Here is a 21,970-nt window from a genome sequence, read left to right as displayed (position 1 = left end):
TCACAGCTGAGCCAGCACCCACTTGGCCACCTCGGGCGCTTCCGGCGTCTCCACCAACGACTGCGCGATGACCGGCAACTCTCCACGCATCCGGTGCGCGTCGGAGATCATCACGTCCATGTCCGCGCCCACGAACGGCGCCAGATCCACCTTGTTGATGACCAGCAGGTCCGCGGTCGTCACCCCGGGACCGCCCTTGCGCGGCACCTTGTCGCCACCCGCGACGTCCACGACGAAGATCTGCTTGTCGACCAGCCCGCGGGAGAACACCGCGGTCAGGTTGTCCCCGCCGCTCTCGATGATCACCAGGTCCAGCGCGGGGAACTTGTGCTCCAGCCGCTCGACCGCGTCCAGGTTCGCCGTGATGTCGTCGCGGATCGCGGTGTGCGGGCAGCACCCCGTCTGCACTGCCTCGATCCGTGCCGGGTCCAGCACACCCGCGCGACGCAGGAAGTCCGCGTCCTCGGTCGTGTAGATGTCGTTGGTGACGACCGCCAGCTCCAGCTGCGCCCCCAACGCGCGGCACAGCGCGGCCGTCAACGCCGTCTTACCGCTGCCGACCGGACCGCCGATGCCGATCCGCGGCGCGGAACCGTGGTGGTGGTCGTGCGGGTCGGGCCCGTGGTTAGCTCCCAAAGAGACGCACCCCTTCACGTCGAACATGTGCCTCGGCAAGAAGATCCAAGGCAGGTGAACCGAGCGCGGGCAGTTCCTTGCACGCCCGCGCAGCGACTTCCTCGACACCGAGGGAAGCCACGATCGCGTTGACCCCGAACGGGTCCAGTCCCAGCAACCGCACCGCCGCGGACGCCGGCCCGCTCACGGACAGATAAGCGCAGGTCAGCGCCGCTTCGTACGGATCATCGACCAGCACGCCGATCACCAACGGCTGGTGCGGAGACGCACTCAAAGCGTCCAGCCGCGCGGACGGCCACGCCCGCCGAGCCGCCCGCAACATCCCACGCCCCTGCGCCCGCGAGGCCTCGCGCTGAGCCGGCGAGGGCGTCCGCGCGTCCAGTTCCGCGTCCAGCATCTCCAGGTCCTCACCGCGAGCCGCCGCGGCCGCGAACCCGGCCGACAGCAGCCCAGCGGTGAGCAAACGCCCGTGCAGGAACGACTTCAGCGACGGTTCGTCAACGACAAGCCCACGCGCGGCAGCCTCCTCCAGTCCACCGGAGTGCACGTGTCCGCCGCCCGGGAACCGGGAGTCGGAGAGGATCAGCGCGGTCAGCATCAGAACAGGAAGTACCGCTGGGCCATCGGCAACTCAGCCACCGGCGAAGGCTCGACCAGTGAACCGTCCACGTGCACCGCGAAGCTGTCCGGATCGACCCGCACGTCCGGCATCGCGTCGTTCAGCACCATGTCGGCCTTCGTCACCGATCGCGTCGAAGAAACCGGCAACACCCGCCGCGCGTACCGATCAGCGATCCCGGCCTCGATCGCCTCGGGCGCAACGAAGAAGACGGAAGAAGCCGCCCCGGCCGTGGCACCGAACATCGGCCGCGCCCACACCGGTTGCGGCGTCGGGATCGAGGCGTTGGCGTCCCCCATCGCGCCCCACGCGATGAAGCCGCCCTTCAACACCACCGACGGCCGCACCCCGAAGAACTTGGGCTCCCACAACACGAGGTCGGCCAGCTTGCCGACCTCGACCGAGCCGACCTCCGAGGCGATCCCGTGCGCCACAGCGGGGTTGATCGTGTACTTCGCGACATAGCGCTGAGCTCGCAGGTTCGCGTCGAGAGACCGCCGCGACGACATCACGTGCGCGGTCTGCCAGGTCCGGATGATCACCTCGCCGACCCGCCCCATCGCCTGGGAGTCCGAGCTGATCATCGAGATCGCGCCCAGGTCGTGCAGCAGGTCCTCGGCCGCGATCGTGGTCGGCCGGATCCGCGACTCCGCGAACGCCAGGTCCTCCGGCACCGACGGGTTGAGGTGGTGGCACACCATCAGCATGTCGAGGTGTTCTTCGAGCGTGTTGACGGTGTGCGGGCGCGTCGGGTTCGTCGACGACGGCAGCACGTTCGGCAGCGAGACCACCCGGATGATGTCCGGCGCGTGCCCGCCGCCGGCTCCCTCCGAGTGGTAGGCGTTGATCGACCGACCGGCGATGGCGTCCACAGTGGACTCCAGGAAACCGGCCTCGTTCAACGTGTCCGTGTGGATCGCGACCTGCACACCCGACTCGTCCGCCACGCGCAGACACGCGTCGATCGCGGCAGGCGTCGTGCCCCAGTCCTCGTGCAGCTTGAACCCGCCCGCACCACCGACGAGCTGCTCGCGCAGGCCCTCCTCCGAGACCGTGTTCCCCTTGCCCAGCAACAGAACGTTGATCGGCATGTGGTCCATCGACGTCAGCATGCGGTCGAGGTACCAGGCGCCGGGCGTCACGGTCGTGGCCTTCGTGCCCTCCGCCGGGCCGGTGCCGCCACCGATCAGCGTCGTGAGCCCGGACGCCAACGCCTCGTCCACGATCTGCGGGCAGATGAAGTGCACGTGGCAGTCGATGCCGCCCGCGGTCAGGATCTTCCCGTTGCCGGACAGGATCTCCGTCGACGGCCCGATGACCAGCGACGGGTGGACGCCGTCCATCGTGTCCGGGTTGCCGGCCTTGCCGATCGCGACGATCCGGCCGTCCCGCACGCCGACGTCGGCCTTGACGACACCCCAGTGGTCGAGGATCACCGCACCCGTGATGACCAGGTCGGGAGCACCCTCGGCACGGGTCGCGATCCCCTGGCCCATCGACTCGCGGATCACCTTGCCACCGCCGAAGATCACCTCGTCACCCGAACCGGCGCCGCGCGCCAGGTCCTCGGTGACCTCGATGAACAGGTCGGTGTCGGCGAGCCGGATCCGGTCGCCGACGGTCGGACCGAGCAGCTCGGCATAACGCTCGCGGTCGATCATCGCTGCAACCCCCGGACAATCCTCAAGCCTGCCAACGGAACCAGCGTGACCTCGCGCTCGACGCCCGGTTCGAAGCGCGTCGCCGTGCCCGCCGGGATGTCCAGCCGGTAGCCGAACGCGGCCTCCCGGTCGAACTCCAGACCGGTGTTCACCGACGCGAAGTGGAAGTGCGATCCGACCTGAACGGGCCGGTCGGCGACGTTCACGACGACGAGGGTGATCCGCGGTCGTCCGGGGTTCAGCTCGACCGGCTCGGAGCCGACGATCACCTCACCCGGCGCCGGACCGGCGGAAGGCGCGATCGGGTGGTGCACCGTGACGAGCTTCGTCCCGTCCGGGAACGTCGCCTCCGCCTGCACCGAGTCGATCATCTCCGGCACCCCGCGCATGACCTGCTCCGGTGCCAGCACCGTGCGGCCGCTCTCCATCAGCTCGCTGACCGTGCGGCCGTCCCGCGCGCCCTCCAGCACGTGGTCGGTGATCAACGCGACGGCCTCGGGGTAGTTCAGGAGCACGCCGCGTTCGAGCCGGCGGCGGGCCACGTCGGCGGCGACGTGCACGAGGAGCTTGTCGCGTTCATGCGGCGTGAGATGCACCCGATTGTTCTAACACGTGAAAGCGCGCTATCGCGGAGTGGAAACACGGCCGAAACACGGCCACGTGTCCACCGATCGGTTGACAACCGGGGTCAGCGGTGCGGTCGTCCCGCCAGACCCCCTCGAAACCGCAGGATTTTCCCCATGAACGCGATTCGAGTGAGGGGCCTCCGCAAGGCCTACAAGGACCACCAGGCGGTGGCAGGGGTGGACCTCGACGTCGCACGGGGCGAGGTGTTCGCGGTCCTCGGGCCGAACGGCGCCGGCAAGACGACGGCCGTGGAGATCATGGAGGGGCACCGCGACCGGGATGCCGGCGAGGTGAGCGTGCTGGGCGGTGACCCGGCCGAGGCGGACCGGTTGTGGCGCTCGAAGATCGGCATCGTGCTGCAGAGCGCGAGCGACGCCGCGAACCTCACGGTCAACGAGGCCGTGCGGCACTACGCGAAGTACTACGCCGACCCGCGCGACCCGGACGAGGTGATCGAGCTCGTCGGGCTGACCGAGAAGGCGAAGTCACGCGCCGGCACGTTGTCCGGTGGTCAGCGGCGCCGGCTGGACGTGGCGCTGGGCATCGTCGGCCGGCCGGAGCTCGTGTTCCTGGATGAGCCGACCACGGGCTTCGACCCGGAGGCACGCCGGCAGTTCTGGGGCCTGATCAAGTCGTTGTCCGCGGAGGGCACCACGATCCTGCTGACCACGCACTACCTGGACGAGGCCGAGGCGCTCGCGGACCGCGTGGCCGTGCTCGCGGGCGGCCGGATCGTCGCCGAGGGCACGCCGCAGACGCTCGGCGGCCGCGCACACGCCGACGCGACCGTGCGCTGGATGTCCGACCACGGCTACCAGGAAGTCCGCACTTCCGAGCCCACCAAGGTGATCGCCGAGCTGTCCCGGCAAGGCGAGCTGTCCGAACTCACCGTCACCCGCCCGTCGCTGGAAGACGTCTACCTGGAGCTGATCGCGTGACCACCGCAACGCTGCCTTCAACCCTGTCGCTCGGTCTCTCGAGGGGTGCGACCGAGCTCCGGGAGTTCTTCCGGCAGAAGGAAAACCTCATCTTCACGGTGTCGCTGCCCGCGATCCTGATGCTGCTGCTCGGCACGGTCTACGTGCAGGAGGCCGCGGTCGCCCAGATGTTCGCGGCCAGCATGATCGGCGCCGGCATCATCTCGACGTCGTTCGTCGGACTCGGCATGAGCGTCGTGGCCGACCGCGAGGACGGCACGCTGAAGCGCCTGCGCGGCACGCCGATGCCGTTCACGTCCTACTTCATCGGCAAGATCGTCCTGGTCTTCGTGTCGAGCCTCTTCGAAGCGGTGCTGCTGCTCGTCGTCGCCGTGCTCCGGTTCGACGTGGAGCTGCCTTCCAGCCTCGACAAGTGGCTGACGTTCGCCTGGGTGTTCACGCTCGGCGTGATCTCCTGCTCGCTGCTGGGTGTGGCGTTGAGCTCGATCGCCAAGTCGACCCGCAACGCCGCCGGCGTGCTGAACCTGCCGTACATCGTGCTGCAGTTCCTCTCCGGCGTGTTCCTCATGCAGTCGGCGCTGCCGGAGTCGCTGCGCACGGTGGGTTCGATCTTCCCGCTGAAGTGGGTGTGTCAGGGTTTCCGGTCGGTGTTCGCACTGGACGACGGCTACGCGGTCATGGAGGCGGCGGGATCATGGGAGCTCGGCAAGATCGCGCTGGTGCTCGGAGCGTGGACGATCGCGGGCCTGGTGCTGGTCAGCAGGACCTTCAAGTGGACAAACACCAGTCGCTGATCACCTGGTACGTGCTCTTCGCGATCACCCAGGCGACCGCGCTCGTACTCATCCTGATCGACAACAACACCCTCGCCGACCGTGTCTTGGCGGCGGGGTTGTTGTGCTTGAACGGCCTGTGGTTCCTGTTCTACGGCCGGAAGCTGGTCCGGCGCGGGAAGGACGACTGGCAGGGCTTCGTCTACGCGGCGGGCTCGCTCGCCACGTTCGCGCCGGCGGTCTGGTTCAGCGGCAGCGCCACCTTCGCCCTGTTCGGCCTGGTCCCGCAGCTCTACATGGTGCTGCCGGTCGCGTGGGCCTTCTTCCCGATGGCGGTGTTCGTGTTCACACCGCAGATCCTGACCTGGGCAGCGGGCGCCGTACCCGCGCTGCCGTGGCCGGGCGCGCTGCTGATCATCGGCTTCTCCCAGGCGTTCGGCTGGGCGATCAGCCGGATCGCGCAGCAGAACGAACAACGCGGCGAGCTGCTGCAACGCATCGAGGCGCTGACCCTGGAGGCCGAGCGGGCCCGATGGGCCGCAGAGATCCACGACACCTTGGCACAGGGCTACACGTCGATCATCACGCTGCTGCAGGGCGCGGAGCCCAACGTCTCGCTCGCCCTGCAGACCGCACGGGAGAACCTGCGTGAGGCCAGGGCTCTGGTGGCGTCCAACGCACCGTCGCCTTTGGACGGTTCCTCACTGGAGGACGCGTTGCGGCGCTTGGTCTCCGGGGTCTCGCTGCCGTCGTCGTTCCGGGTGATCGGAAACGCCGTGCCGTTGGCGACCTCGGTGGAGGTGGTGCTGCTCCGGACCGCCCAGGAAGCGCTGCACAACGTCGCGCGGCATTCGGGAGCCTCTCGGGTGGACGTCGTGATGAGGTTCGACTCCGACGACGTCTCCCTGGAGGTGCGCGACGACGGCCGCGGCTTCGGCGACGCACCGGAGGGCTTCGGTCTGCGGGGCATGCGTGCCCGGCTGGAACAGGTGGGTGGGACGCTCTCGCTGTCGTCCGACGAGGGGGCGTCCGTGCTGGTGGAGGTGCCGCTGTGATCAGGATTCTGCTGGTGGACGACCACCCGGTGGTGCGTCAGGGCCTGCGCGGAATGCTCGTGGCCGACGACCTGGAGGTCGTGGGCGACGCGGGGTCGGGCGCCGAGGCCATCTCGCAGGCCGCTGCCTTGAAGCCGGACGTCGTGCTGATGGACCTGCGAATGCCCGAGATGGACGGCGTCGCGGCGACCGCGAAGATCGTCGGGACCGGGCCGCGGGTGCTGGTTCTGACCACGTACGAGACCGATTCGGACATTCTTCGCGCGGTCGAGGCCGGCGCGTCCGGCTATCTGCTGAAGGACTCCACGACCGAGGACCTCATCGCGGCGATCCGGGCGGCGGCGCGCGGGGAGACCGTGCTGGCGCCGTCGATGGTCGCCAAGGTCGTCGGGCAGGTGCGCACGCCGCCGTTGTCCGCGCGCGAGGCGGAGGTGTTGAAGCTGGTCGCGAAGGGCATGTCGAACGTCGAGATCGGACGGACGCTGTTCATTTCGGAGGCGACCGTGAAGACTCACCTGCTGAGGGTGTTCAACAAGCTGGGGGTATCCGATCGGACGGCTGCGGTCACCACCGCGATGGATCGCGGCATGTTGCAGTAACACCCCGGCGTCACGACATTAGTGCACAGCGGTGAAAGAACCACTGAGCCCGGCGGCCATTCGAGTGCCGCACTCCGACGAACCGGGCATCGGCGCAACAATCTGTTCATTCGACTATCACGGGCAGTCGTCGACGCTGTTCGCAACATCAGTCGGGGGGACAGGTGCTGCGAGACACGATTCTTTTCCTGGAGGAATTTCTCCACAGTCGTGGTGCGCCCGCCGTTGCCCAGGCCGTGGTGGGCATCATGTCGTTCGCCGTGCTCCTGGGAGCGATCCTCGGCAGTACAGCGATCAAGTCGGGCGCCCTGGTTGCCGCGGTCCTGCTAGTCACGATCGCCGGAATCGCGCTGGTGACGAGCCGTCGCGGCGACCGACGAGAACTTGCGACGCAGCAGGAGTTGCTGTCGCGCTACTGCAACCAACTGGACAAAACGCGGCCCGGCTATCAGATTCTCGAATGGAAGGAGACCACCGTCATCGGCGATCGCGGCGACGCACGCACGAGCTTGACGGTCAAGCTCCGGCCCCTGGGAACCGATCTGCTGTTCGTCCGCATGAAGTTCGGCTGCGGCTGGCCGCAGCCGACGAAATATCGGCGCCAGGTCAGGATGACGGTGCGCAACCTGCTCGTCGACGGCTCCCCGGGCACCACTCTGCACAAAACGCTGTCCTGGCCCAAAGATGGCACGCTGGCAGCGGTGATTCACTTTCACGAGCCACCTCGGGTGGACTCGGAAATCTCGTTCGTCGTCGAGCTGGATTGGCCGAGAAAATGCCTGCCGCTCGCAGAGGGGGCGCCGGACGAGTTCACCCTCATGTTCGCCCAACCGGTCACGCACGCCGTGCACCGGATCGTTCTGCCCGAGGGCACCGATGTGTACCTGGAGCCGATCGGGCAACTCGACAAGGGTTACGACCTGCAGAAGGGCCAGGACGACACGAACAGGCGAACGATCACCATGGAGCTGTTCGACCCACCTGTCCGGCACCGCGCCGGCATTCGGCTCGAGCTCAAGAAAGAACAGCGGGCGGCCTCACACCTCTGAGGGCAGCGGATCAGTCGTCCTCATCCGTGGTGCCACTGTTCCCGCCCATACCAGCACACATCCGCAACACTGAAATTACCCTCCGTGATCACAGGTGGCCGAGAGAGCACGGACCGTAACAGAACTCTGCTGTCATGATCAACTCGGTGTCGTCGGGCCCACGTGACCCACGACACCCGGCTGACACCTTGCGGCTACCCGCCTGCAACACTGTGAACTCCGGCAACGGCGCCGGTCAGGTCCCTACAGCTCGTCGATCCGCCCCGGAGGCGTGACCACATGACCCAGACCGCCGATCCGACCTCGTTGGTGCTTCCCGCCGAGCTCAAGCCGTCTGACGGCCGCTTCGGCTGCGGGCCGTCCAAGGTGCGTCCCGAGGCCGTTGCGGCTCTCGCGTCCGAGGGTGCTGCGCTGCTCGGCACCTCGCACCGGCAGAAGCCCGTCAAGAACCTCGTCGGCCGTGTTCGTTCCGGACTGCGTGAGCTCTTCCAGCTGCCGGACGGGTACGAGGTCGTGCTCGGCAACGGTGGCACGACGGCGTTCTGGGACGCGGCCAGCTTCGGGCTGGTGCGGGAGACCGCGCAGCACTTCACCAACGGTGAGTTCTCCTCCAAGTTCGCGAAGGTCACGCAGACCGCGCCGTTCCTGAAGGACTCGCTGGTCACCAAGGCCGAGCCGGGCACCGCGCCCGAGCTGTTCTACGCCGAGGGCGCTGACCTGGTCGGCTGGGCGCAGAACGAGACCTCGACCGGTGTGGCGATGCCCGTCCTCCGCCCGGAGGGTTCCGACCAAGCGCTCATCGCGATCGACGCCACGTCCGGTGCCGGTGGTCTGCCGGTCAAGGCCGAGGACTTCGACGTCTACTACTTCGCGCCGCAGAAGTCGTTCGCGAGCGACGGCGGGCTGTGGCTCGCGCTGATGTCGCCCAAGGCGCTCGAGCGCGTCGAGGAGCTCAAGGACCGCTGGGTGCCGGAGTTCCTGTCGCTGCCGACCGCGCTCGACAACTCCACCAAGGACCAGACGTACAACACGCCGTCGGTCGCCACGCTGTTCCTGCTGGCGCACCAGATCGACTGGATCAACGGCAACGGTGGCCTCGACTGGTCGGTCGCGCGTACGAAGGACAGCAGCGACCGGCTGTACTCGTGGGCCGAGAAGACCGCCTACACCACGCCGTACGTGGAGAAGGCCGCTGACCGTTCGCAGGTCGTCGGCACGATCAACTTCTCCGACGAGGTGGACGCCGCCACTGTGGCGAAGGTGTTGCGCGCCAACGGGATCGTTGACGTGGAACCGTACCGCAAGCTCGGCAAGAACCAGCTGCGGGTCGCGATGTTCCCGGCCATCGAGCCGAACGACGTCACGATCCTCACGCAGGCCATCGACTGGGTCGTCGGCCAGCTGTAGACAGCGCACTTGGGGTGCACCGAACGAGTTCTCGGTGCACCCCAAGGCATTCAGGCAAGTGCTTCCGTGGGCGACTGACGGGCCGCCCGCACCGCTGGATAAACGCCGGCGATGGCGCCGATGGCGATGGCCGCGCCCACTCCCCCGAGCAGGGCGGGCCAGGGCAGTGCCGCCGGCCAGTTCTGGCTGATCGAATATCCGGCCGTGACCGCGATTCCGACGATCACGCCGACCAGCCCGCCGAGGCCGGACAGCAACACCGACTCGGTGAGGAACTGCCACCTGATCTGCCGCCGGGTCGCCCCGAGCGCCCGCCGCAGACCGATCTCCCGCCGGCGTTCCAGCACCGAGATCACCATCGTGTTCGCCACGCCGACGCCTCCTACCAACAACGCGACTCCGCCCAATCCCAGGAACAGCGCGTTGTAGGAGCTCTCCGCCAGCTGCTGCGCCTCCAGTGCCTCGGACGGCCTGGAGACCTTGACCTCGTTGGACTTCTGCGGGTTCAGCGTCGGGCCGAGGAGCTTGCGGACGTTGTCGACCTGGTCCTCGGTCGTGCGCACGTAGACGGTGTTGGCGTGGCCCTCGAAGCCGAACGCCTCCTTCGCCGCCTCCCAGCCGATCAGCACGGACCTGTCGATCTCTGGCGACAGCGGCAACGGGCCGAGGATGCCGATCACGGTGAACCACTGACCGTCGATCCACAGCTGCACGCCGGGCTTGTCGACGCCCAGGCGGGACGCCGCGGTGCCCCCGAGCACCACCGACTTCTCGCCAGGCGACAGCCACCGGCCCGCGCGGACCTCGGCGTTCAGCACCTTGAGCAGGTCCTTCTCCGCCGCCTGCACCTGCAGCCCGAGCGTGTCGCTCGACGGCACCATGTCGTTCTTGCGGGCGTTCGCCGAGATCTTGCCGGTGCCGCTGGCGGCCGACACCGCGCCGATCCGCTTGGCCATCGGCACCGCCGTCTCCGGCAGTTTCGCGTCCTGGCCGAAGTAGTCCTCGCCGGGCGCCGCGGTCAGCAGGTTCGTGCCCAGCTTGGACATCTTCTCCTTCAACGCGGCGGCGCTGGAGGAGGGAATTCCGACCACCGCGACCACGGCGGCGATGCCGATCGCGATGCCCAGCGCGGACAGCACGGCGCGGATCGGGCGGGTCCGCATGCCGAAGAACCCGAGGCGGAGGAGGTCGATCACACGATCACCCCGTCGCGGACTTCGACGCGGCGCGGCGCCCACGCCGCGATGTCCCGGTCGTGCGTGATCAGCACGACCGTCGTGCCGTCGGAGTTGAGGCTTTCCAACAACTCCAGCACACCCGCGCCGTTCTGGGTGTCGAGATTTCCGGTCGGCTCGTCCGCCAGCAGGATGCCGGGCGTGTTCACCACGGCCCGCGCGATCGCGACCCGCTGACGTTCACCGCCGGACAGCTCGTGCGGCTTGTGCAGCGAGCGGTGCAGCAGTCCGACCCTGTCCAAAGCGGACATCGCCATCGACCGCCGCTTCGAGCGCGGCACGCCGGCGTAGACGAGCCCGGAGGCCACGTTCTCGATCGCGGACAGCCCTTCGGTGAGGAAGAACTGCTGGAACACGAACCCGATCGTGCGCGCCCGCAGCGCCGACAAAGCGTTGTCCGACAACGTGGAGATGTCGTTGCCGTCGATCTCGACCTTGCCGGTGGTCGGCTTGTCGAGCGTGCCCATCAGGTGCAGCAGCGTCGACTTCCCCGAGCCGGACGGACCCACGATCGCGAGCATCTCCCCGCCCCCGACGGTCAGGGAGACGTCGCGCAACGCCTGCACACCACCGGGATACGTCCGGCTCGCGTGGTCGACGGTGATCACTCGGTGGTCACCACCTTCATGCCCTCGCGCAGTCCGTCGCCCTGCACCTCGACCTGGCCCTTGGCGAAGATCCCGACGGTGACCGGGATGGTCTTGCCGTCCTCGGTGACCACGCCGTAGCCGCCCTCGTTCAACGCGAGCAGCGCGCCGATCGGGACCGCGAGCACGTTCTGCTTCTTGGACACCGTGAAGAGCGCCGTGACGTTGGCGGTCTCCAGGCCTTCCGCGGCCTTGGGGTCGTCGACGGAGATCGTCAGCACGATCTTCGGCTTCTGGCCCTGGTTCGGGTCGCCGGCGTTGCGGCTGATGCCGGCGATGGTGCCGGTGGTCGGCTTGCCGCCGACGATCGACAGCTCGACCTTGTCGCCCTGCTTCGCCAGGCGCTGCTTGGCCGTGTCCAGCTCGACGGTCACCGCTCGTTCGGTGCCGGTGACCTTCATCAGGTCGCCGCCGGCGGGTGCGCCGAGCTGGCCGGTCAGCGCCGACACGCGGATCGCGCCGGGCTGGATGATCACGTCACCCTGACCGAGCTTTCCGTTCTGCTCCAGGCCGTTCGCCTTCTGCCACTTCTTCAGCGCGGAGGCCGTGTAAGAGGTGAACTTCTCGTCGGGGGCGCCGAAGTCCTTGAATCCCAGTGCGGCGAGGTTCTCCTCCACGACTTTGACGTCAGGGCCGTTCGACATGCCCGCTTCCAGATCGCGGTAGAGCGGCAGCGTGCCGTAGAACAGCGGCACAGGCTTGGCATCCGCCCAGAACACCGGTTTGCCCTGCTCGATGACGGACCCCGGGTTCGGCAGCCCGGTGATGGTGCCACTTTTCCGCGAGGCCAGGCCTCGTTCCACGCCGAAGCCGAGCTGGCCGTTCACCGACTGCTGGTCGGCCAGGTTCGTCTTCTTCACCGGCGCGGTCTTCGACGGGGCGTTCTGCAACGGCGCCGCGTTGGCCTGGTTGGACGCGATTCTCGTGAGCACCACGACACCGCCGGTGCCGAGCACCACCGCCGCGACGAGCGCGGCGATGACGATCTTCCTGTTCACCCTGCGCTTCATCCCACCGACCTCGCCACGCCGAACTCGCCGAGGCCGCAGTCCTTCATGTCCTGCTTGACCTTCTCGTCGTCCAGGTTGGGCAGCTCCAGCGTCTCGACCGCGCCGCCACCGTCGAAGTTCGGGTCTGGCCAGTTGTAACCCTTGTCCCGCATGCACTTCGCCTGCTGACGCAGCTTGTCCTGCTGCTCCGGCGAGGGCGGCTCGTACTTGCCGCCGTTCTTGAGGTACTTCTTGCAGGCCTCGTGCGCGGCGTTCATCTTCTCCTCGTCGATCTGACCAACGCCGCCTTCATCAGCGGGCGAGGCCTCGAAGATCATGCTGCCGCCCTCTCCCTCCTTCGGGTCCGGCATGTTGACCCCGTTCTCCCGCATGCACTGGGCGAACTTGATCGGGTCTTCCTTGGTCTCTGCACCGGCGTTGTTCGGCTGCTCTTTGGACCCGCAGGCGGTGAGCGCCATGAGCAGGGCCAGCAGCACTGCGATGGTGGATTTCACGACGACAGGTCTACGGAGCCGGTCATTCGACGGCGTTAAGCGAAAGCCTTTATCCGGCGCTTATCCCCGATTCGCGGAAGATAGGTGTCATGCGTGTGCTGGTGGTCGAGGACGAACAGCTGCTCGCGGACACGATCGCCGAAGGGCTGCGCAGGTTCTCGATGGCGGTGGACGTCTGCTACGACGGCGAGGCGGCGTTGGAGCGGGTAGGGGTGCACGCGTACGACGTCGTCGTCCTCGACCGGGATCTGCCCCTCGTGCACGGTGACGAGGTGTGCAAGGCGGTGCACGCGACCGGTGGCGAGGCACGGGTGCTGATGCTGACGGCGGCGGCCGACGTGGACGATCGGGTGGCCGGGCTCGGGCTCGGCGCCGACGACTACCTGACCAAGCCGTTCGCGTTCGCGGAACTGGTGGCGCGCGTGCAGGCGCTGGGCCGCCGGGCCAGACCGGCCTTGCCACCGGTGCTCGAACGGGCAGGGGTCACCCTGGACCTGCCCCGGCACCAGGCGACGCGCGACGGGAGGTTCCTGCCGCTCTCGCCCAAGGAGTTCGCGGTGCTGGAGGTGCTGATGCGGGCGGAGGGCAACGTCGTGAGCGCAGAGGAGCTGCTGGAGAAGGCCTGGGACGAGCACGCCGACCCGTTCACCAACGCCGTGCGGGTGGCGGTGATGACGCTGCGCCGCAAGCTCGGCACGCCGCAGGTCATCGAGACCGTGCCCGGCGCCGGCTACCGGTTCGGCTCGTGAAGCTCCGGACCAGGCTGACGGCCTGGTACGCCGGGGTGTTCCTGATCGCGGGCATCGCGCTGATCGGGCTCAACTACTGGCTGCTCGCCGACTTCTCGCCGCTGAGCGACGGGATGGCCGTCGCACGGGCGATACCGACGACGGAGATGTCCCCGTACGGCGATTTCGCGAGGGTCGACGCGGTCGAGGCGTCCCAGCTGCCCGCCGACACCCTGGTGTTCACCGCGGATCAGGTCAAAGCAGACACGATGAACACCGTCCTGTGGCAGTCGATCATCGCGCTGCTGGTGGCCGCGGTGCTCGCCGTCTGGCTCGGCTGGGTCGTGGCCGGGCGGGTGCTGGCGCCGTTGCACGAGATCACCACGACCGCGCACCGGCTGGAGGCGACCCGGCTGGACCAGCGCATCGAGCTGGAGGGGCCGCCGGACGAGCTGAAGGAGCTCGCGGACACGTTCGACGGGATGCTCGACCGGCTCGCGTCGTCGTTCGACAGCCAGAAGCGGTTCGTCGCAAACGCTTCACACGAGCTGCGCACGCCGTTGGCCGTGCAGCGGACGTTGATCGAGGTGGCGCTGGCCGACCCCGGCGCGACGGAGGAGACCAGACGTCTCGGAGCGCATCTGCTCGACACGAACGAGCGCAGCGAAAAGCTCATCGACGGGTTGTTGCTGCTCGCTCGCAGTGACCGCGGACTGGCGGTGCGGGAGCTGGTGTGGCTGGACGAGGTGATCGACGACGAGGTCGAGTCGTGCGCGTCGCTCGCGGCGTCGAAGGAAGTCACCTTCGACGTGTCGGTGCGGCCCTATCTGGTCGAGGGCGACCCGGTGCTGCTGGCTCAGCTCATCGGGAACCTGCTGCGCAACGCCGTGCTCTACAACAAACCTGGCGGAACGGTGTCCGTCCGCCTTGATCGAGAACTCGTCGTGTCGAACACCGGGCCGACCGTGCCCGCAGAGGCCGTGCCGGGGCTCTTCGAACCGTTCCGGCGGCTGCGCGACCGCACCGGGACCGCCGGATCCGGTCTGGGTCTGTCGATCGTGCAGTCCGTCGCGAAGGCCCATCAGGGGTCGGTGAAGGCTCGTCCGAACGGGGGAGGAGGCCTGGTGGTCCAGGTGAACCTTCCGGAAACGGGCGTGCGACAGCCCTCGTGAACTGGCAAGATCACGTAGAGATATCGGCGCGCCTCCCGCTCCTGGAAGGCTCGTTGTCCTAACGTTGTCTGCTGGCGAGGTGCAAATTCAGGGAGGCCACGATGCGAGCGCTGCGAGTCATCGGGCTCGACGAGGACGGCAAGTCCGTCATCCTCGAGGACCCCGAAAACCGCGGCGAGCGCTTCACGCTCCCCGCCGACGAGCGCCTTCGGGCGGCCCTGCGCGGTGATCTCGCGCGCCTCGGCCAGATGCAGATCGAGTCGGGCGAGGCCCTCATGCGGCCACGTGAGATCCAGGCCCGCATCCGCGCCGGTGAGTCGATCGACCAGGTCGCGGCCGCCGCGGGCATGCCCACGCACCGGATCGAGCGGTTCGCGTACCCCGTGCTCCTGGAGCGGTCGCGCACGGCCGACCTGGCCCAGCGCGCGCACCCGGTCCGCGAGGACGGCCCGGACGTGCAGACGCTCGGTGAGGTCGTCGCGCACTCGTTCGGACTGCGCGGGCACGACCTCTCCGACACCGCGTGGGACGCGTGGCGCGGCGACGACGGCCGCTGGATCGTGCAGCTGTTCTGGAAGACCGGACGCTCGGAGAACCGCGCGCACTGGCACTTCCACCCCGGTGCGCAGGGCGGCACGGTGACGGCGCTGGACGACGCCGCGGTCGACCTCATGGACCCGAACCCGAACCGGACGCTCCGCACGGTGCGCCCGGTGACGCAGCTGGCGCGGCAGGCACTGGAGGCGACTCCGGTGGCCGCACCCGCACCGGTGGTGGAGGAGCCCGTGCAGGCTCCCGCACCTCCGGCGCCCGCGCCTGCTCCAGCTCCAGCTCCGGTGGTGGCCGAGAAGCCCGCACCGAAGCCGGTTCAGGAGAAGCTGCAGGAGCCGGAGCCCGCTCCCGCACCACCGCCACCACCGGTGAAGAAGGAGCAGGAACCCGCCGCGGAGAAGCCGGTGCGCAAGGACCCTCCTCCGAAGCGGGGGAAGAAGAACCACCCCATCGTCCCTTCGTGGGAGGACGTTTTACTGGGCGTGCGGTCGAACCGCTGACTGAACGGCTGACCCCGTGGGACGTCGTGTCGCGCTGGCTGCCGGAGTGGGCGCACTCCTCGGGCTGGCCTGGTGGGGAGTGTTCCACCTCATCTCGAACGAGGTCGTCTGCACGGACGACGAGTGGGGCTGTCTCGGCACCTTCGTGATGACCGTGCCGGTCTTCGCGGTCGTGGGTGCGGTGCTGGGATGGCTGGCGTTGCGTTTCCTGGGTGTGTCGCGGGCAGGGCTGGTGGCCGTGCCCGCGACCCTCATGGCCGTCGTGGCCATGGTCTTCCTCCTGCAGCTCTCCCCTGTCGGCTTCCTCGTGTTCGCCGGCCTTTACGCGTTGATCGCCGTGCTCACCAGGTGAAGGTGCTGTGGAGGGTTCGTGCAGATCCGCTTCGTCGAGGGCTTGATCAGGTAGCTCTTTGCGCATGCTGATGCGCACGGCCGTCGGAGCCGTTGTGGGAACGGTGGTCGGCGGAGGGTTTCTGCTGACGCTTTCGGTGTTCACGCGGTGGTGCAACGGCGGGCCCTTCCGCACCGGATGCGGTGGCGGGTTCTCACTGACGTTCGGGCCGATCTTCTCGTTCTGGCTGGTCGTCGCCGGGGTGTTGATCTACGCGGGGTTCCGTGTGACGCGGGCCGAGCGCTGGTGGTGGGTGATCGGGATCGGTGGCGGGCTGTGGTTCGTGCTGTTCCTGGCCCTCATCTACGTCCGGATGTTCCACGTCGACAACATGGTTCAGGCGGACGTGCACGACTTCATGGCGACGGCCTACGTGATCCTTCCGTGCGCGGCCTTCGCGGTTGCCGCTCTGTGCACGGGCCGGCGGCGCGCATGTTGATGCGAACACTCGTCGCAGCCGGCGTGGGAGCCCTGGCCGGCCGGGGCTTTCTGCTGACGCTGACCGAGTTCACGAACCTGTGCACCGGTGGTCCCGGCCGTACGGGCTGCGGTGCCAGCTTCCCGTGGATGATCGGACCGATCTTCGCGTGCTGGCTGCTCGTCGCTGCTGTGCTGATCCACCTCGGGTTCCGGCTGACGCGGTCCGGCTACGTGTGGCCGGCCGCAGGGATCGGCAGCTTGCTGTGGTTCGTGTCGTTCCTGGTCCTCGTCCACGTCCGGATCGACGTCGTGGCGCTCGACGAGCCCGATTTCGTCGCGATCGGATACTTGATCCTTCCGTGCGTCGCCTTTGTGGTCGGCGCGCTGTTCAGGGGCCGCCCGAGCACTGCTCGTGGCCTCGCGGCCGAGTAGTTCTGCTCATGGACCCCCGGTCGTTCCGCCGCGATGATCTGCGCATGGGGCTCGGTATGAGGGCAGTCACAGCCGCCGTGATCGGGGCATCGTGCGCGGCGGCGTGGGTCGCGACGATCCACCCGGCGGGGGACCTCGCCTGCCAGAGCCCTGAGGGGGTCGGCTGCGCGTGGGGCCGGTTCACGGTCGTGGCTCCGGTGCTGTGGGTCCTCTGGGCGTTGGTGGCCTGGGGGCTGCTGAGACTGGCCCGGTTCACCCCTTCCTGGCCCACCGCGGTCGCGGGGTTGCTGGTGACGACCGGACTGCTGGTCGTCCTCGGCTTCGTGGCGATCGGAATGCGCCGTTCACCGACGTTGCAGGACGCCCTCGTCGGGCTGGCCGCGGCGGGGGCTGCCGGGTATGCCTTGGCTGCCGTGGTGAGCGCTGGTTACCGTGGGCGGCGTGACCGAACAGAGCACCGCGGGCAAGACGGGTAGCACGGGACGCCGGCTGTTGTTCCGGGTCGTCCTGTCGATGGCCGTCGGGGCGGGGCTGGTGCTCGCGTGGACGTGGGCGTACGAGTCCGGCTTCCTGAAGACGTGGCTCGACAGCAAGCCGATGTCGGCGTTCCTGCTGCTCGTGCTGATCGGGCTGCCGCTCGCGCTGGTGTCGTCGCTGCTGGTGGCGGGGCCGATCCTGTGGGTCTTCGGGGTGCGGCCGGTGTGGCCGATCATCCTGCTCGGGCCGATCCTGCTGGGGCTCGGCCTGTACTTCAAGCTGCACGAACCCGTCCTCGGGTGGTTCACCAACCGGCACCACGCCGAGGCGTTGCTCGCGGCCGTCGCCTACGGGCTGGTCGCGCTCTTCACGTTCAGGAGATGACGGGTACCTGGTCGAGCAGGTGCAAGTCCCAGCCCTCCCGTTCGCACCAGTCCTCGGCCTCCTCGCGGGAGACGAACATGGCGTGCCGCGGCCTCGGGCCGGCCAGGTGGTCCCAGCCGTCGGGGGCCAGCACGTAGGTCGCTCCCTCGCGCGTGGCGATGAGCCGTCCGTGTGGAAACGCCATCGTCTGCTCAGTTCGCAGAAACCGCGTCATGGTGGTCATCGTGCCCTTGACCTCGACCTAAGTCGAGCCAGCAGGCTCCGGTGGGGAGAAAAACCGGATGCTGACTGTCGGTGGTCCTTCGTACTTTGGAGGGCGACCAAGAGGGGGCTCATCGCGTGAGCGATCAACGTAACTCGACAATCAGGACCTTGCGGAGGTTGTGGCCGTACGTGCGGCCCCACCGCGCACGGATGACTGTCGTGCTCGCTGCGACGATGCTCGCGATGCTGTGTGGTCTCGGCATCCCGCTCGTGACGCAGCGCATCGTCGACGGACCTATTCAGAGCAAGGAGATCTCGGCCCTGCCGTGGCTGATCGCGGGCGTGACGCTGCTCGGGATCGGCGAAGCCGTCCTGTTCTACCTGCGGCGCAAGGTCGTGGCCAGGCCCGCGGCCGAGGTCGAGGCGCGTATGCGGTTCGACCTGTACCAGCACCTGCAGCGGCTGCCGGTGTCGTTCCACGACCGGTGGCAGTCCGGTCAGCTGCTGTCCCGCGCGACGAACGACCTCACGACAGTGCGGCGGTTCGTGGCGTTCGCGTCGTACTTCCTGATCGTGAACACCCTGGTCGTCGTGATCGGGCTGGGCATCATCGCGGCGCTGTCGCCGTGGCTGCTGATCGTGTCGCTGTGCGGCGCGCTTCCGCTGATCGTCATCTCGTACTTCTTCGAGGCGAAGTTCAAGGTGGTGGCGCGCAGGGCGCAGGACCAGGCCGGCGACCTGACCACGACGGTCGAGGAGTCGGTGCTCGGCATCCGGGTGCTCAAAGCGTTCGGCCGGGGGCCTGAACTGTCGAAGAGGTTCCTGGCACAGGCCCGCGAACTGCGGACCACCGAGCTGAACAAGATCTCGATCCTGGCGGCGCTGTGGGCGGTGCTGATCGTGCTGCCCGAGCTCGCGATCGCGGGCATGCTCGGCGTCGGCGGGATCGGCATCGTGAACGGGTCGATGACGATCGGCACGCTGGTCGCGGCCGTCGCGGTGAGCGCGTACCTGCGCTGGCCGATCGACTCCATCGGTTGGTTGCTGGCGGAGACGAACCAGACGGCCTCCGCGCTGGAGCGGTACTGGGAGGTCATCGACGCCCAGGTGACGATCACCGACCCGGTGGCGCCGGTCGCGCTGCCGAAGCCGATGCGCGGACACGTCCGGTTCGAGGGCGTGCGGTTCGCGTTCGAGGACGGCCGCGAGGTGCTCTCCGGCATCGACCTCGACCTGCGTCCCGGCGAGACCGTGGCGCTGGTCGGTGCGACCGGCTCGGGCAAGACGACGCTGACCGCGCTGGTGCCGCGGCTGGCCGACGTGACCGGTGGCCGCGTCACGATCGACGGCGTCGATGTGCGGGACCTGTCGCTGGAGGACCTGCGGACGGTGGTCGGCACGGCGTTCGAGGAACCGGTGCTGTTCTCGGCGTCGGTCACCGAGAACGTGGGCCTGGGCGTGCCGGACGTCTCCGAGGCGGCGGTGCGCGAGGCGTTGCGGGTGGCCAAGGCCGAGGAGTTCGTCGACGCGCTGCCGTGGGGTCTCGCGACCCGCATCGGCGAGCAGGGCCTTTCGCTCTCGGGCGGTCAGCGGCAACGGCTGGCACTGGCCCGCGCGGTCGTGGGTCGCCCGGCGGTGCTGGTGCTGGACGACCCGCTGTCCGCGCTGGACGTGCACACCGAGGCCGAGGTGGAAGCCGCACTGCGCCGCGTGCTGCACGGCGTGACGGCGCTGGTCGTGGCACACCGCCCGTCGACCGTGCAGCTCGCCGACCGCGTCGCGATGCTGGTCGACGGCAAGATCGCCGCGATCGGCCTGCACCGGAAGTTGTTGGAGACCAACGAAGAATATCGGCGCCTGCTGTCCAGTATGGACGCTGAAGTGCTTGAAGAGGAGGTGGCGTCGTGAGTGATCAGGTTGTGGTGCAAGAAGAAGAATGGCGCGGCGTCGCCGCCGAGGAGATCGAGGAGCTCTCGCACCGAACGGGCCTGCGCCTGCAGGCTCGCTCGCGCAAGCTCCTGGGCTCGCTGCTGCGCCCGCACCTGGGCCGCACGTCTCTGGCGATCGCCGCGGTGGTCGGCGGCAACCTCGCGAACCTCGCGGGCCCGCTGCTGATCGCCGCCGCGATCGACCAGGGCATCCCGGCCGCGCTGGACGGCGGCGCGTCGATCCTGCTGTGGTGCGTCGCCGGCTACGCGGTCTGCGCGGTGCTGACGACGTTCCTGCGCTGGGCGTTCCTGCGGATCTCCGGCCGAGTGGGCCAGGACCTGCTCCTGGACCTGCGCGGCCGGATCTTCCGCCACTCGCAGACGTTGTCGGTCGGCTTCCACGAGAAGTACACGTCCGGCAAGGTCATCGCCCGCCTGACCAGCGACGTCGACGCTCTCCAGGATCTTCTGGAAGAGGGCCTCGACAGCCTGTTCAACGCCGCCCTGTCGGTGGCGGGCATCGCGGTGATCCTGATCTGGCTCGACGCCCCGCTCGCAACGGTCGTGGTGGCGGGCTTCGTACCGCTGTACTTCATCTGGCGCTGGTTCCGCCGCCGCTCGATGGAGGCCTACCGCGGCACCCGAGGCGCCATCGCCAAGATCATCGTCCAGTTCGTCGAGTCCATGAACGGCATCCGCGCGGTCCAGGCGTTCCGCCGCCAGCCCCGCAACGAGCAGATCATGAAGGGCTTCAACGCCCAGTTCCGCGACGCGAACACCGACGCCCTGGGCGTGATGGCGATGTTCGTGGCCTCGATCCGCACGATCGGCAACGTGTCCCTGGCCGTGGTCCTGGCCTGGGGCGCGTTCCGAGTGACGTCGGGCGCCATGGAACTGGGCGTGCTGGCGGCGTTCACGCTCTACCTGCGCCGCTTCTACGACCCGTTCGACGAGCTGGCGATGTTCGCGAACTCGTACTCCTCAGCCACGGCCGCCCTGGAGAAGATCTCGGGCGTCCTGGAGGAGGAGCCCTCGGTGCCGGAACCTTCCGCGCCGGTGGCGTTGCCACACGCCCGTGGTTCGGTGCGTTTTGCCGAGGTGTCGTTCCAGTACCCCGGAACCTCGCGCCTGGTGCTGCCACGCTTCTCGCTGGACGTGCCGGCGGGTCAGACCGTGGCCCTGGTCGGTGCCACCGGTGCCGGCAAGACCACGCTGGCGAAGCTGGTCGCCCGGTTCTACGACCCGGCAGCGGGCTCGGTTCTGCTGGACGGGGTCGACCTGCGTTCCGTGGCGGACGTCGAGCTGCGGAAGGCCGTGGTGATGGTGACGCAGGAGAACTTCCTGTTCTCCGGGTCGGTGGCGGACAACATCGCCCTGGGTCGTCCGTCTGCTTCGCGTTCCGAGGTCGAAGCTGCGGCCGCCGAGGTCGGTGCGCACGAGTTCATCGCTGCCCTGCCGGATGGCTATGACACGGACGTGCGCAAGCGGGGTGGGCGGTTGTCCGCCGGGCAACGGCAGATGGTCGCGTTTGCGCGGGCGTTCCTGGCTGATCCGGCGGTGTTGGTGCTTGATGAGGCCACGTCGTCGCTGGATGTGCCCACCGAGCGTGCGGTTCAGGCCGCGTTGGAGACGGTTTTGGCTGACCGGACGGCGTTCATCATCGCTCACCGGTTGTCGACGGTCTTGATCGCGGACCGCGTGCTGGTGCTGGATGGTGGCATTGTGGTGGAAGACGGCTCTCCTGAGGAGCTGATCGGTGAGCGCGGGCGGTTCGCCGCTCTGCACACGGCCTGGCGCGACTCGCTCGCCTAGGCCTGCAGGTCGCGTTCGCGCCAATGGGGATCTGGCGCGAACGCGACCTCATGCTTGGTTCCTGGGTGGGGTGGCCCTGGGGTCCGTTTCCGGGCGTTCGGGTCGGCTTGCGCAGGTTGGCCGCCGGTTCCAGCGGGGTGGTCGCCTTGCGTGCGGGTGGTCGCCTTGCGTGGGCGGCTGGGCGGGTCCTTAGACGGGCTTTGGTTGCGTCATCGCCGCT

25 protein-coding genes are annotated in these 21,970 nt (G+C 68.4%); 16 read left to right on the top strand and 9 right to left on the bottom strand.

The window, feature by feature from the left end; genetic code table 11:
* Genes ureG through LFM09_RS45300 form a run of 4 tightly spaced genes read right to left on the bottom strand, consistent with a single transcriptional unit; the run spans position 1 to position 3,512 of the window.
* Positions 1 to 636 carry an urease accessory protein UreG gene (ureG, locus tag LFM09_RS45315; protein WP_414102831.1) on the bottom strand — a complete coding sequence of 212 codons (636 nt, stop codon included), beginning with the start codon at positions 634 to 636 and terminating at the stop codon, positions 1 to 3.
* Positions 626 to 1,237, bottom strand: a complete 612-nt coding sequence (locus LFM09_RS45310; RefSeq protein WP_414102879.1) for an urease accessory protein UreF — start codon at positions 1,235 to 1,237, stop codon at positions 626 to 628. The genes ureG and LFM09_RS45310 overlap by 11 nt, the downstream gene beginning before the upstream one ends.
* Positions 1,234 to 2,916 (bottom strand): urease subunit alpha, encoded by a 1,683-nt coding sequence (locus tag LFM09_RS45305; RefSeq protein WP_414102830.1) that lies wholly within the window; start codon positions 2,914 to 2,916, stop codon positions 1,234 to 1,236. The genes LFM09_RS45310 and LFM09_RS45305 overlap by 4 nt, the downstream gene beginning before the upstream one ends.
* Positions 2,913 to 3,512 (bottom strand): urease subunit gamma, encoded by a 600-nt coding sequence (locus tag LFM09_RS45300; protein ID WP_414102829.1) that lies wholly within the window; start codon positions 3,510 to 3,512, stop codon positions 2,913 to 2,915. Before LFM09_RS45300 ends, LFM09_RS45305 begins: the two co-directional genes overlap by 4 nt.
* Before the next feature lie 144 nt (positions 3,513 to 3,656).
* Here LFM09_RS45300 and LFM09_RS45295 point away from each other — a divergent pair, with 144 nt between their 5' ends.
* The 6 genes from LFM09_RS45295 (at position 3,657) to serC (ending at position 9,364) form a co-directional block, all read left to right on the top strand.
* On the top strand, positions 3,657 to 4,481 hold the full coding sequence (locus LFM09_RS45295) for an ABC transporter ATP-binding protein (RefSeq protein WP_414102828.1): 825 nt from the start codon (positions 3,657 to 3,659) through the stop codon (positions 4,479 to 4,481).
* A complete protein-coding gene (locus tag LFM09_RS45290) occupies positions 4,478 to 5,275 on the top strand; it encodes an ABC transporter permease (RefSeq protein WP_414102827.1) in 798 nt (265 codons plus the stop codon). Before LFM09_RS45295 ends, LFM09_RS45290 begins: the two co-directional genes overlap by 4 nt.
* A complete protein-coding gene (locus LFM09_RS45285; protein ID WP_414102826.1) occupies positions 5,254 to 6,309 on the top strand; it encodes a sensor histidine kinase in 1,056 nt (351 codons plus the stop codon). The genes LFM09_RS45290 and LFM09_RS45285 overlap by 22 nt, the downstream gene beginning before the upstream one ends.
* The gene (locus LFM09_RS45280) at positions 6,306 to 6,908 is read left to right on the top strand and encodes a response regulator (protein ID WP_414102825.1); all 603 of its coding nucleotides are present in this window, start codon (positions 6,306 to 6,308) and stop codon (positions 6,906 to 6,908) included. Before LFM09_RS45285 ends, LFM09_RS45280 begins: the two co-directional genes overlap by 4 nt.
* Positions 6,909 to 7,072: 164 nt before the next feature.
* Complete coding sequence (locus LFM09_RS45275) at positions 7,073 to 7,957, top strand: hypothetical protein (protein WP_414102824.1); 885 nt, start codon at positions 7,073 to 7,075, stop codon at positions 7,955 to 7,957.
* 279 nt (positions 7,958 to 8,236) lie between these two features.
* The gene (gene serC, locus LFM09_RS45270) at positions 8,237 to 9,364 is read left to right on the top strand and encodes a phosphoserine transaminase (protein ID WP_414102823.1); all 1,128 of its coding nucleotides are present in this window, start codon (positions 8,237 to 8,239) and stop codon (positions 9,362 to 9,364) included.
* A gap of 50 nt (positions 9,365 to 9,414) precedes the next feature.
* Here the strand turns inward: serC and LFM09_RS45265 are convergent, their stop codons facing one another.
* The 4 genes from LFM09_RS45265 to LFM09_RS45250 are packed head-to-tail and all read right to left on the bottom strand — an operon-like array spanning position 9,415 to position 12,750.
* Positions 9,415 to 10,527 carry an ABC transporter permease gene (locus LFM09_RS45265; protein ID WP_414102878.1) on the bottom strand — a complete coding sequence of 371 codons (1,113 nt, stop codon included), beginning with the start codon at positions 10,525 to 10,527 and terminating at the stop codon, positions 9,415 to 9,417.
* Between the two features lie 29 nt (positions 10,528 to 10,556).
* A complete protein-coding gene (locus LFM09_RS45260; RefSeq protein ID WP_414102822.1) occupies positions 10,557 to 11,207 on the bottom strand; it encodes an ABC transporter ATP-binding protein in 651 nt (216 codons plus the stop codon).
* Complete coding sequence (locus tag LFM09_RS45255; protein ID WP_414102821.1) at positions 11,204 to 12,256, bottom strand: peptidoglycan-binding protein; 1,053 nt, start codon at positions 12,254 to 12,256, stop codon at positions 11,204 to 11,206. Before LFM09_RS45255 ends, LFM09_RS45260 begins: the two co-directional genes overlap by 4 nt.
* A complete protein-coding gene (locus tag LFM09_RS45250) occupies positions 12,253 to 12,750 on the bottom strand; it encodes a hypothetical protein (protein ID WP_414102820.1) in 498 nt (165 codons plus the stop codon). Before LFM09_RS45250 ends, LFM09_RS45255 begins: the two co-directional genes overlap by 4 nt.
* 89 nt (positions 12,751 to 12,839) lie before the next feature.
* On the opposite strand from LFM09_RS45250, the gene LFM09_RS45245 reads away from it, so the two are divergent.
* The 8 genes from LFM09_RS45245 to LFM09_RS45210 all read left to right on the top strand — a co-directional run bounded on the left by LFM09_RS45245 (position 12,840) and on the right by LFM09_RS45210 (position 17,806).
* Positions 12,840 to 13,499: a response regulator transcription factor gene (locus LFM09_RS45245; RefSeq protein ID WP_414102819.1), complete on the top strand. Its 660-nt coding sequence runs from the start codon at positions 12,840 to 12,842 to the stop codon at positions 13,497 to 13,499.
* Positions 13,496 to 14,650, top strand: coding sequence for a sensor histidine kinase (locus LFM09_RS45240; RefSeq protein WP_414102818.1), 1,155 nt, complete (start codon positions 13,496 to 13,498; stop codon positions 14,648 to 14,650). The genes LFM09_RS45245 and LFM09_RS45240 overlap by 4 nt, the downstream gene beginning before the upstream one ends.
* Before the next feature lie 101 nt (positions 14,651 to 14,751).
* Positions 14,752 to 15,702 (top strand): septation protein SepH, encoded by a 951-nt coding sequence (gene sepH / locus LFM09_RS45235; RefSeq protein ID WP_414102817.1) that lies wholly within the window; start codon positions 14,752 to 14,754, stop codon positions 15,700 to 15,702.
* A gap of 16 nt (positions 15,703 to 15,718) precedes the next feature.
* On the top strand, positions 15,719 to 16,054 hold the full coding sequence (locus tag LFM09_RS45230) for a hypothetical protein (RefSeq protein ID WP_414102816.1): 336 nt from the start codon (positions 15,719 to 15,721) through the stop codon (positions 16,052 to 16,054).
* Between the two features lie 64 nt (positions 16,055 to 16,118).
* Positions 16,119 to 16,532, top strand: coding sequence for a hypothetical protein (locus LFM09_RS45225; RefSeq protein ID WP_414102815.1), 414 nt, complete (start codon positions 16,119 to 16,121; stop codon positions 16,530 to 16,532).
* Positions 16,532 to 16,945, top strand: coding sequence for a hypothetical protein (locus LFM09_RS45220; RefSeq protein ID WP_414102814.1), 414 nt, complete (start codon positions 16,532 to 16,534; stop codon positions 16,943 to 16,945). The genes LFM09_RS45225 and LFM09_RS45220 overlap by 1 nt, the downstream gene beginning before the upstream one ends.
* A 56-nt stretch (positions 16,946 to 17,001) precedes the next feature.
* The gene (locus LFM09_RS45215; protein ID WP_414102813.1) at positions 17,002 to 17,421 is read left to right on the top strand and encodes a hypothetical protein; all 420 of its coding nucleotides are present in this window, start codon (positions 17,002 to 17,004) and stop codon (positions 17,419 to 17,421) included.
* Complete coding sequence (locus LFM09_RS45210) at positions 17,387 to 17,806, top strand: hypothetical protein (RefSeq protein ID WP_414102812.1); 420 nt, start codon at positions 17,387 to 17,389, stop codon at positions 17,804 to 17,806. Before LFM09_RS45215 ends, LFM09_RS45210 begins: the two co-directional genes overlap by 35 nt.
* Here the strand turns inward: LFM09_RS45210 and LFM09_RS45205 are convergent.
* On the bottom strand, positions 17,796 to 18,020 hold the full coding sequence (locus tag LFM09_RS45205; RefSeq protein ID WP_414102811.1) for a hypothetical protein: 225 nt from the start codon (positions 18,018 to 18,020) through the stop codon (positions 17,796 to 17,798). The two genes, LFM09_RS45210 and LFM09_RS45205, sit on opposite strands and share 11 nt — an antisense overlap.
* 200 nt (positions 18,021 to 18,220) lie before the next feature.
* Here LFM09_RS45205 and LFM09_RS45200 point away from each other — a divergent pair, with 200 nt between their 5' ends.
* Both LFM09_RS45200 and LFM09_RS45195 read left to right on the top strand, forming a co-directional pair.
* Positions 18,221 to 19,918 carry an ABC transporter ATP-binding protein gene (locus LFM09_RS45200; RefSeq protein WP_414102810.1) on the top strand — a complete coding sequence of 566 codons (1,698 nt, stop codon included), beginning with the start codon at positions 18,221 to 18,223 and terminating at the stop codon, positions 19,916 to 19,918.
* A complete protein-coding gene (locus LFM09_RS45195; protein WP_414102809.1) occupies positions 19,915 to 21,750 on the top strand; it encodes an ABC transporter ATP-binding protein in 1,836 nt (611 codons plus the stop codon). Before LFM09_RS45200 ends, LFM09_RS45195 begins: the two co-directional genes overlap by 4 nt.
* The last annotated feature ends 220 nt before the right edge of the window (positions 21,751 to 21,970 follow it).

It is taken from the genome of Lentzea alba, from assembly GCF_047445655.1.
Classification (GTDB): Bacteria; Actinomycetota; Actinomycetes; order Mycobacteriales; family Pseudonocardiaceae; genus Lentzea; species Lentzea alba_A.
The sequence above is the reverse complement of the archived record's forward strand: the minus strand, read 5'-3'. Positions and strand labels throughout refer to the sequence as shown.

What these genes read in the sequence shown, in the direction of transcription:
- LFM09_RS45215 (WP_414102813.1), top strand. Translation starts at nt 17,002, where the DNA reads ATGAGGGCAGTCACAGCCGCCGTGATCGGGGCATCGTGCGCGGCGGCG.
- LFM09_RS45220 (WP_414102814.1), top strand. Translation starts at nt 16,532, where the DNA reads ATGCGAACACTCGTCGCAGCCGGCGTGGGAGCCCTGGCCGGCCGGGGC.
- LFM09_RS45205 (WP_414102811.1), bottom strand. Translation starts at nt 18,020, where the DNA reads ATGACGCGGTTTCTGCGAACTGAGCAGACGATGGCGTTTCCACACGGA.
- LFM09_RS45200 (WP_414102810.1), top strand. Translation starts at nt 18,221, where the DNA reads ATGACTGTCGTGCTCGCTGCGACGATGCTCGCGATGCTGTGTGGTCTC.
- serC (WP_414102823.1), top strand. Translation starts at nt 8,237, where the DNA reads ATGACCCAGACCGCCGATCCGACCTCGTTGGTGCTTCCCGCCGAGCTC.
- LFM09_RS45305 (WP_414102830.1), bottom strand. Translation starts at nt 2,916, where the DNA reads ATGATCGACCGCGAGCGTTATGCCGAGCTGCTCGGTCCGACCGTCGGC.
- LFM09_RS45255 (WP_414102821.1), bottom strand. Translation starts at nt 12,256, where the DNA reads ATGAAGCGCAGGGTGAACAGGAAGATCGTCATCGCCGCGCTCGTCGCG.
- LFM09_RS45265 (WP_414102878.1), bottom strand. Translation starts at nt 10,527, where the DNA reads ATGCGGACCCGCCCGATCCGCGCCGTGCTGTCCGCGCTGGGCATCGCG.
- sepH (WP_414102817.1), top strand. Translation starts at nt 14,752, where the DNA reads ATGCGAGCGCTGCGAGTCATCGGGCTCGACGAGGACGGCAAGTCCGTC.
- LFM09_RS45295 (WP_414102828.1), top strand. Translation starts at nt 3,657, where the DNA reads ATGAACGCGATTCGAGTGAGGGGCCTCCGCAAGGCCTACAAGGACCAC.
- LFM09_RS45225 (WP_414102815.1), top strand. Translation starts at nt 16,119, where the DNA reads ATGCTGATGCGCACGGCCGTCGGAGCCGTTGTGGGAACGGTGGTCGGC.
- LFM09_RS45245 (WP_414102819.1), top strand. Translation starts at nt 12,840, where the DNA reads ATGCGTGTGCTGGTGGTCGAGGACGAACAGCTGCTCGCGGACACGATC.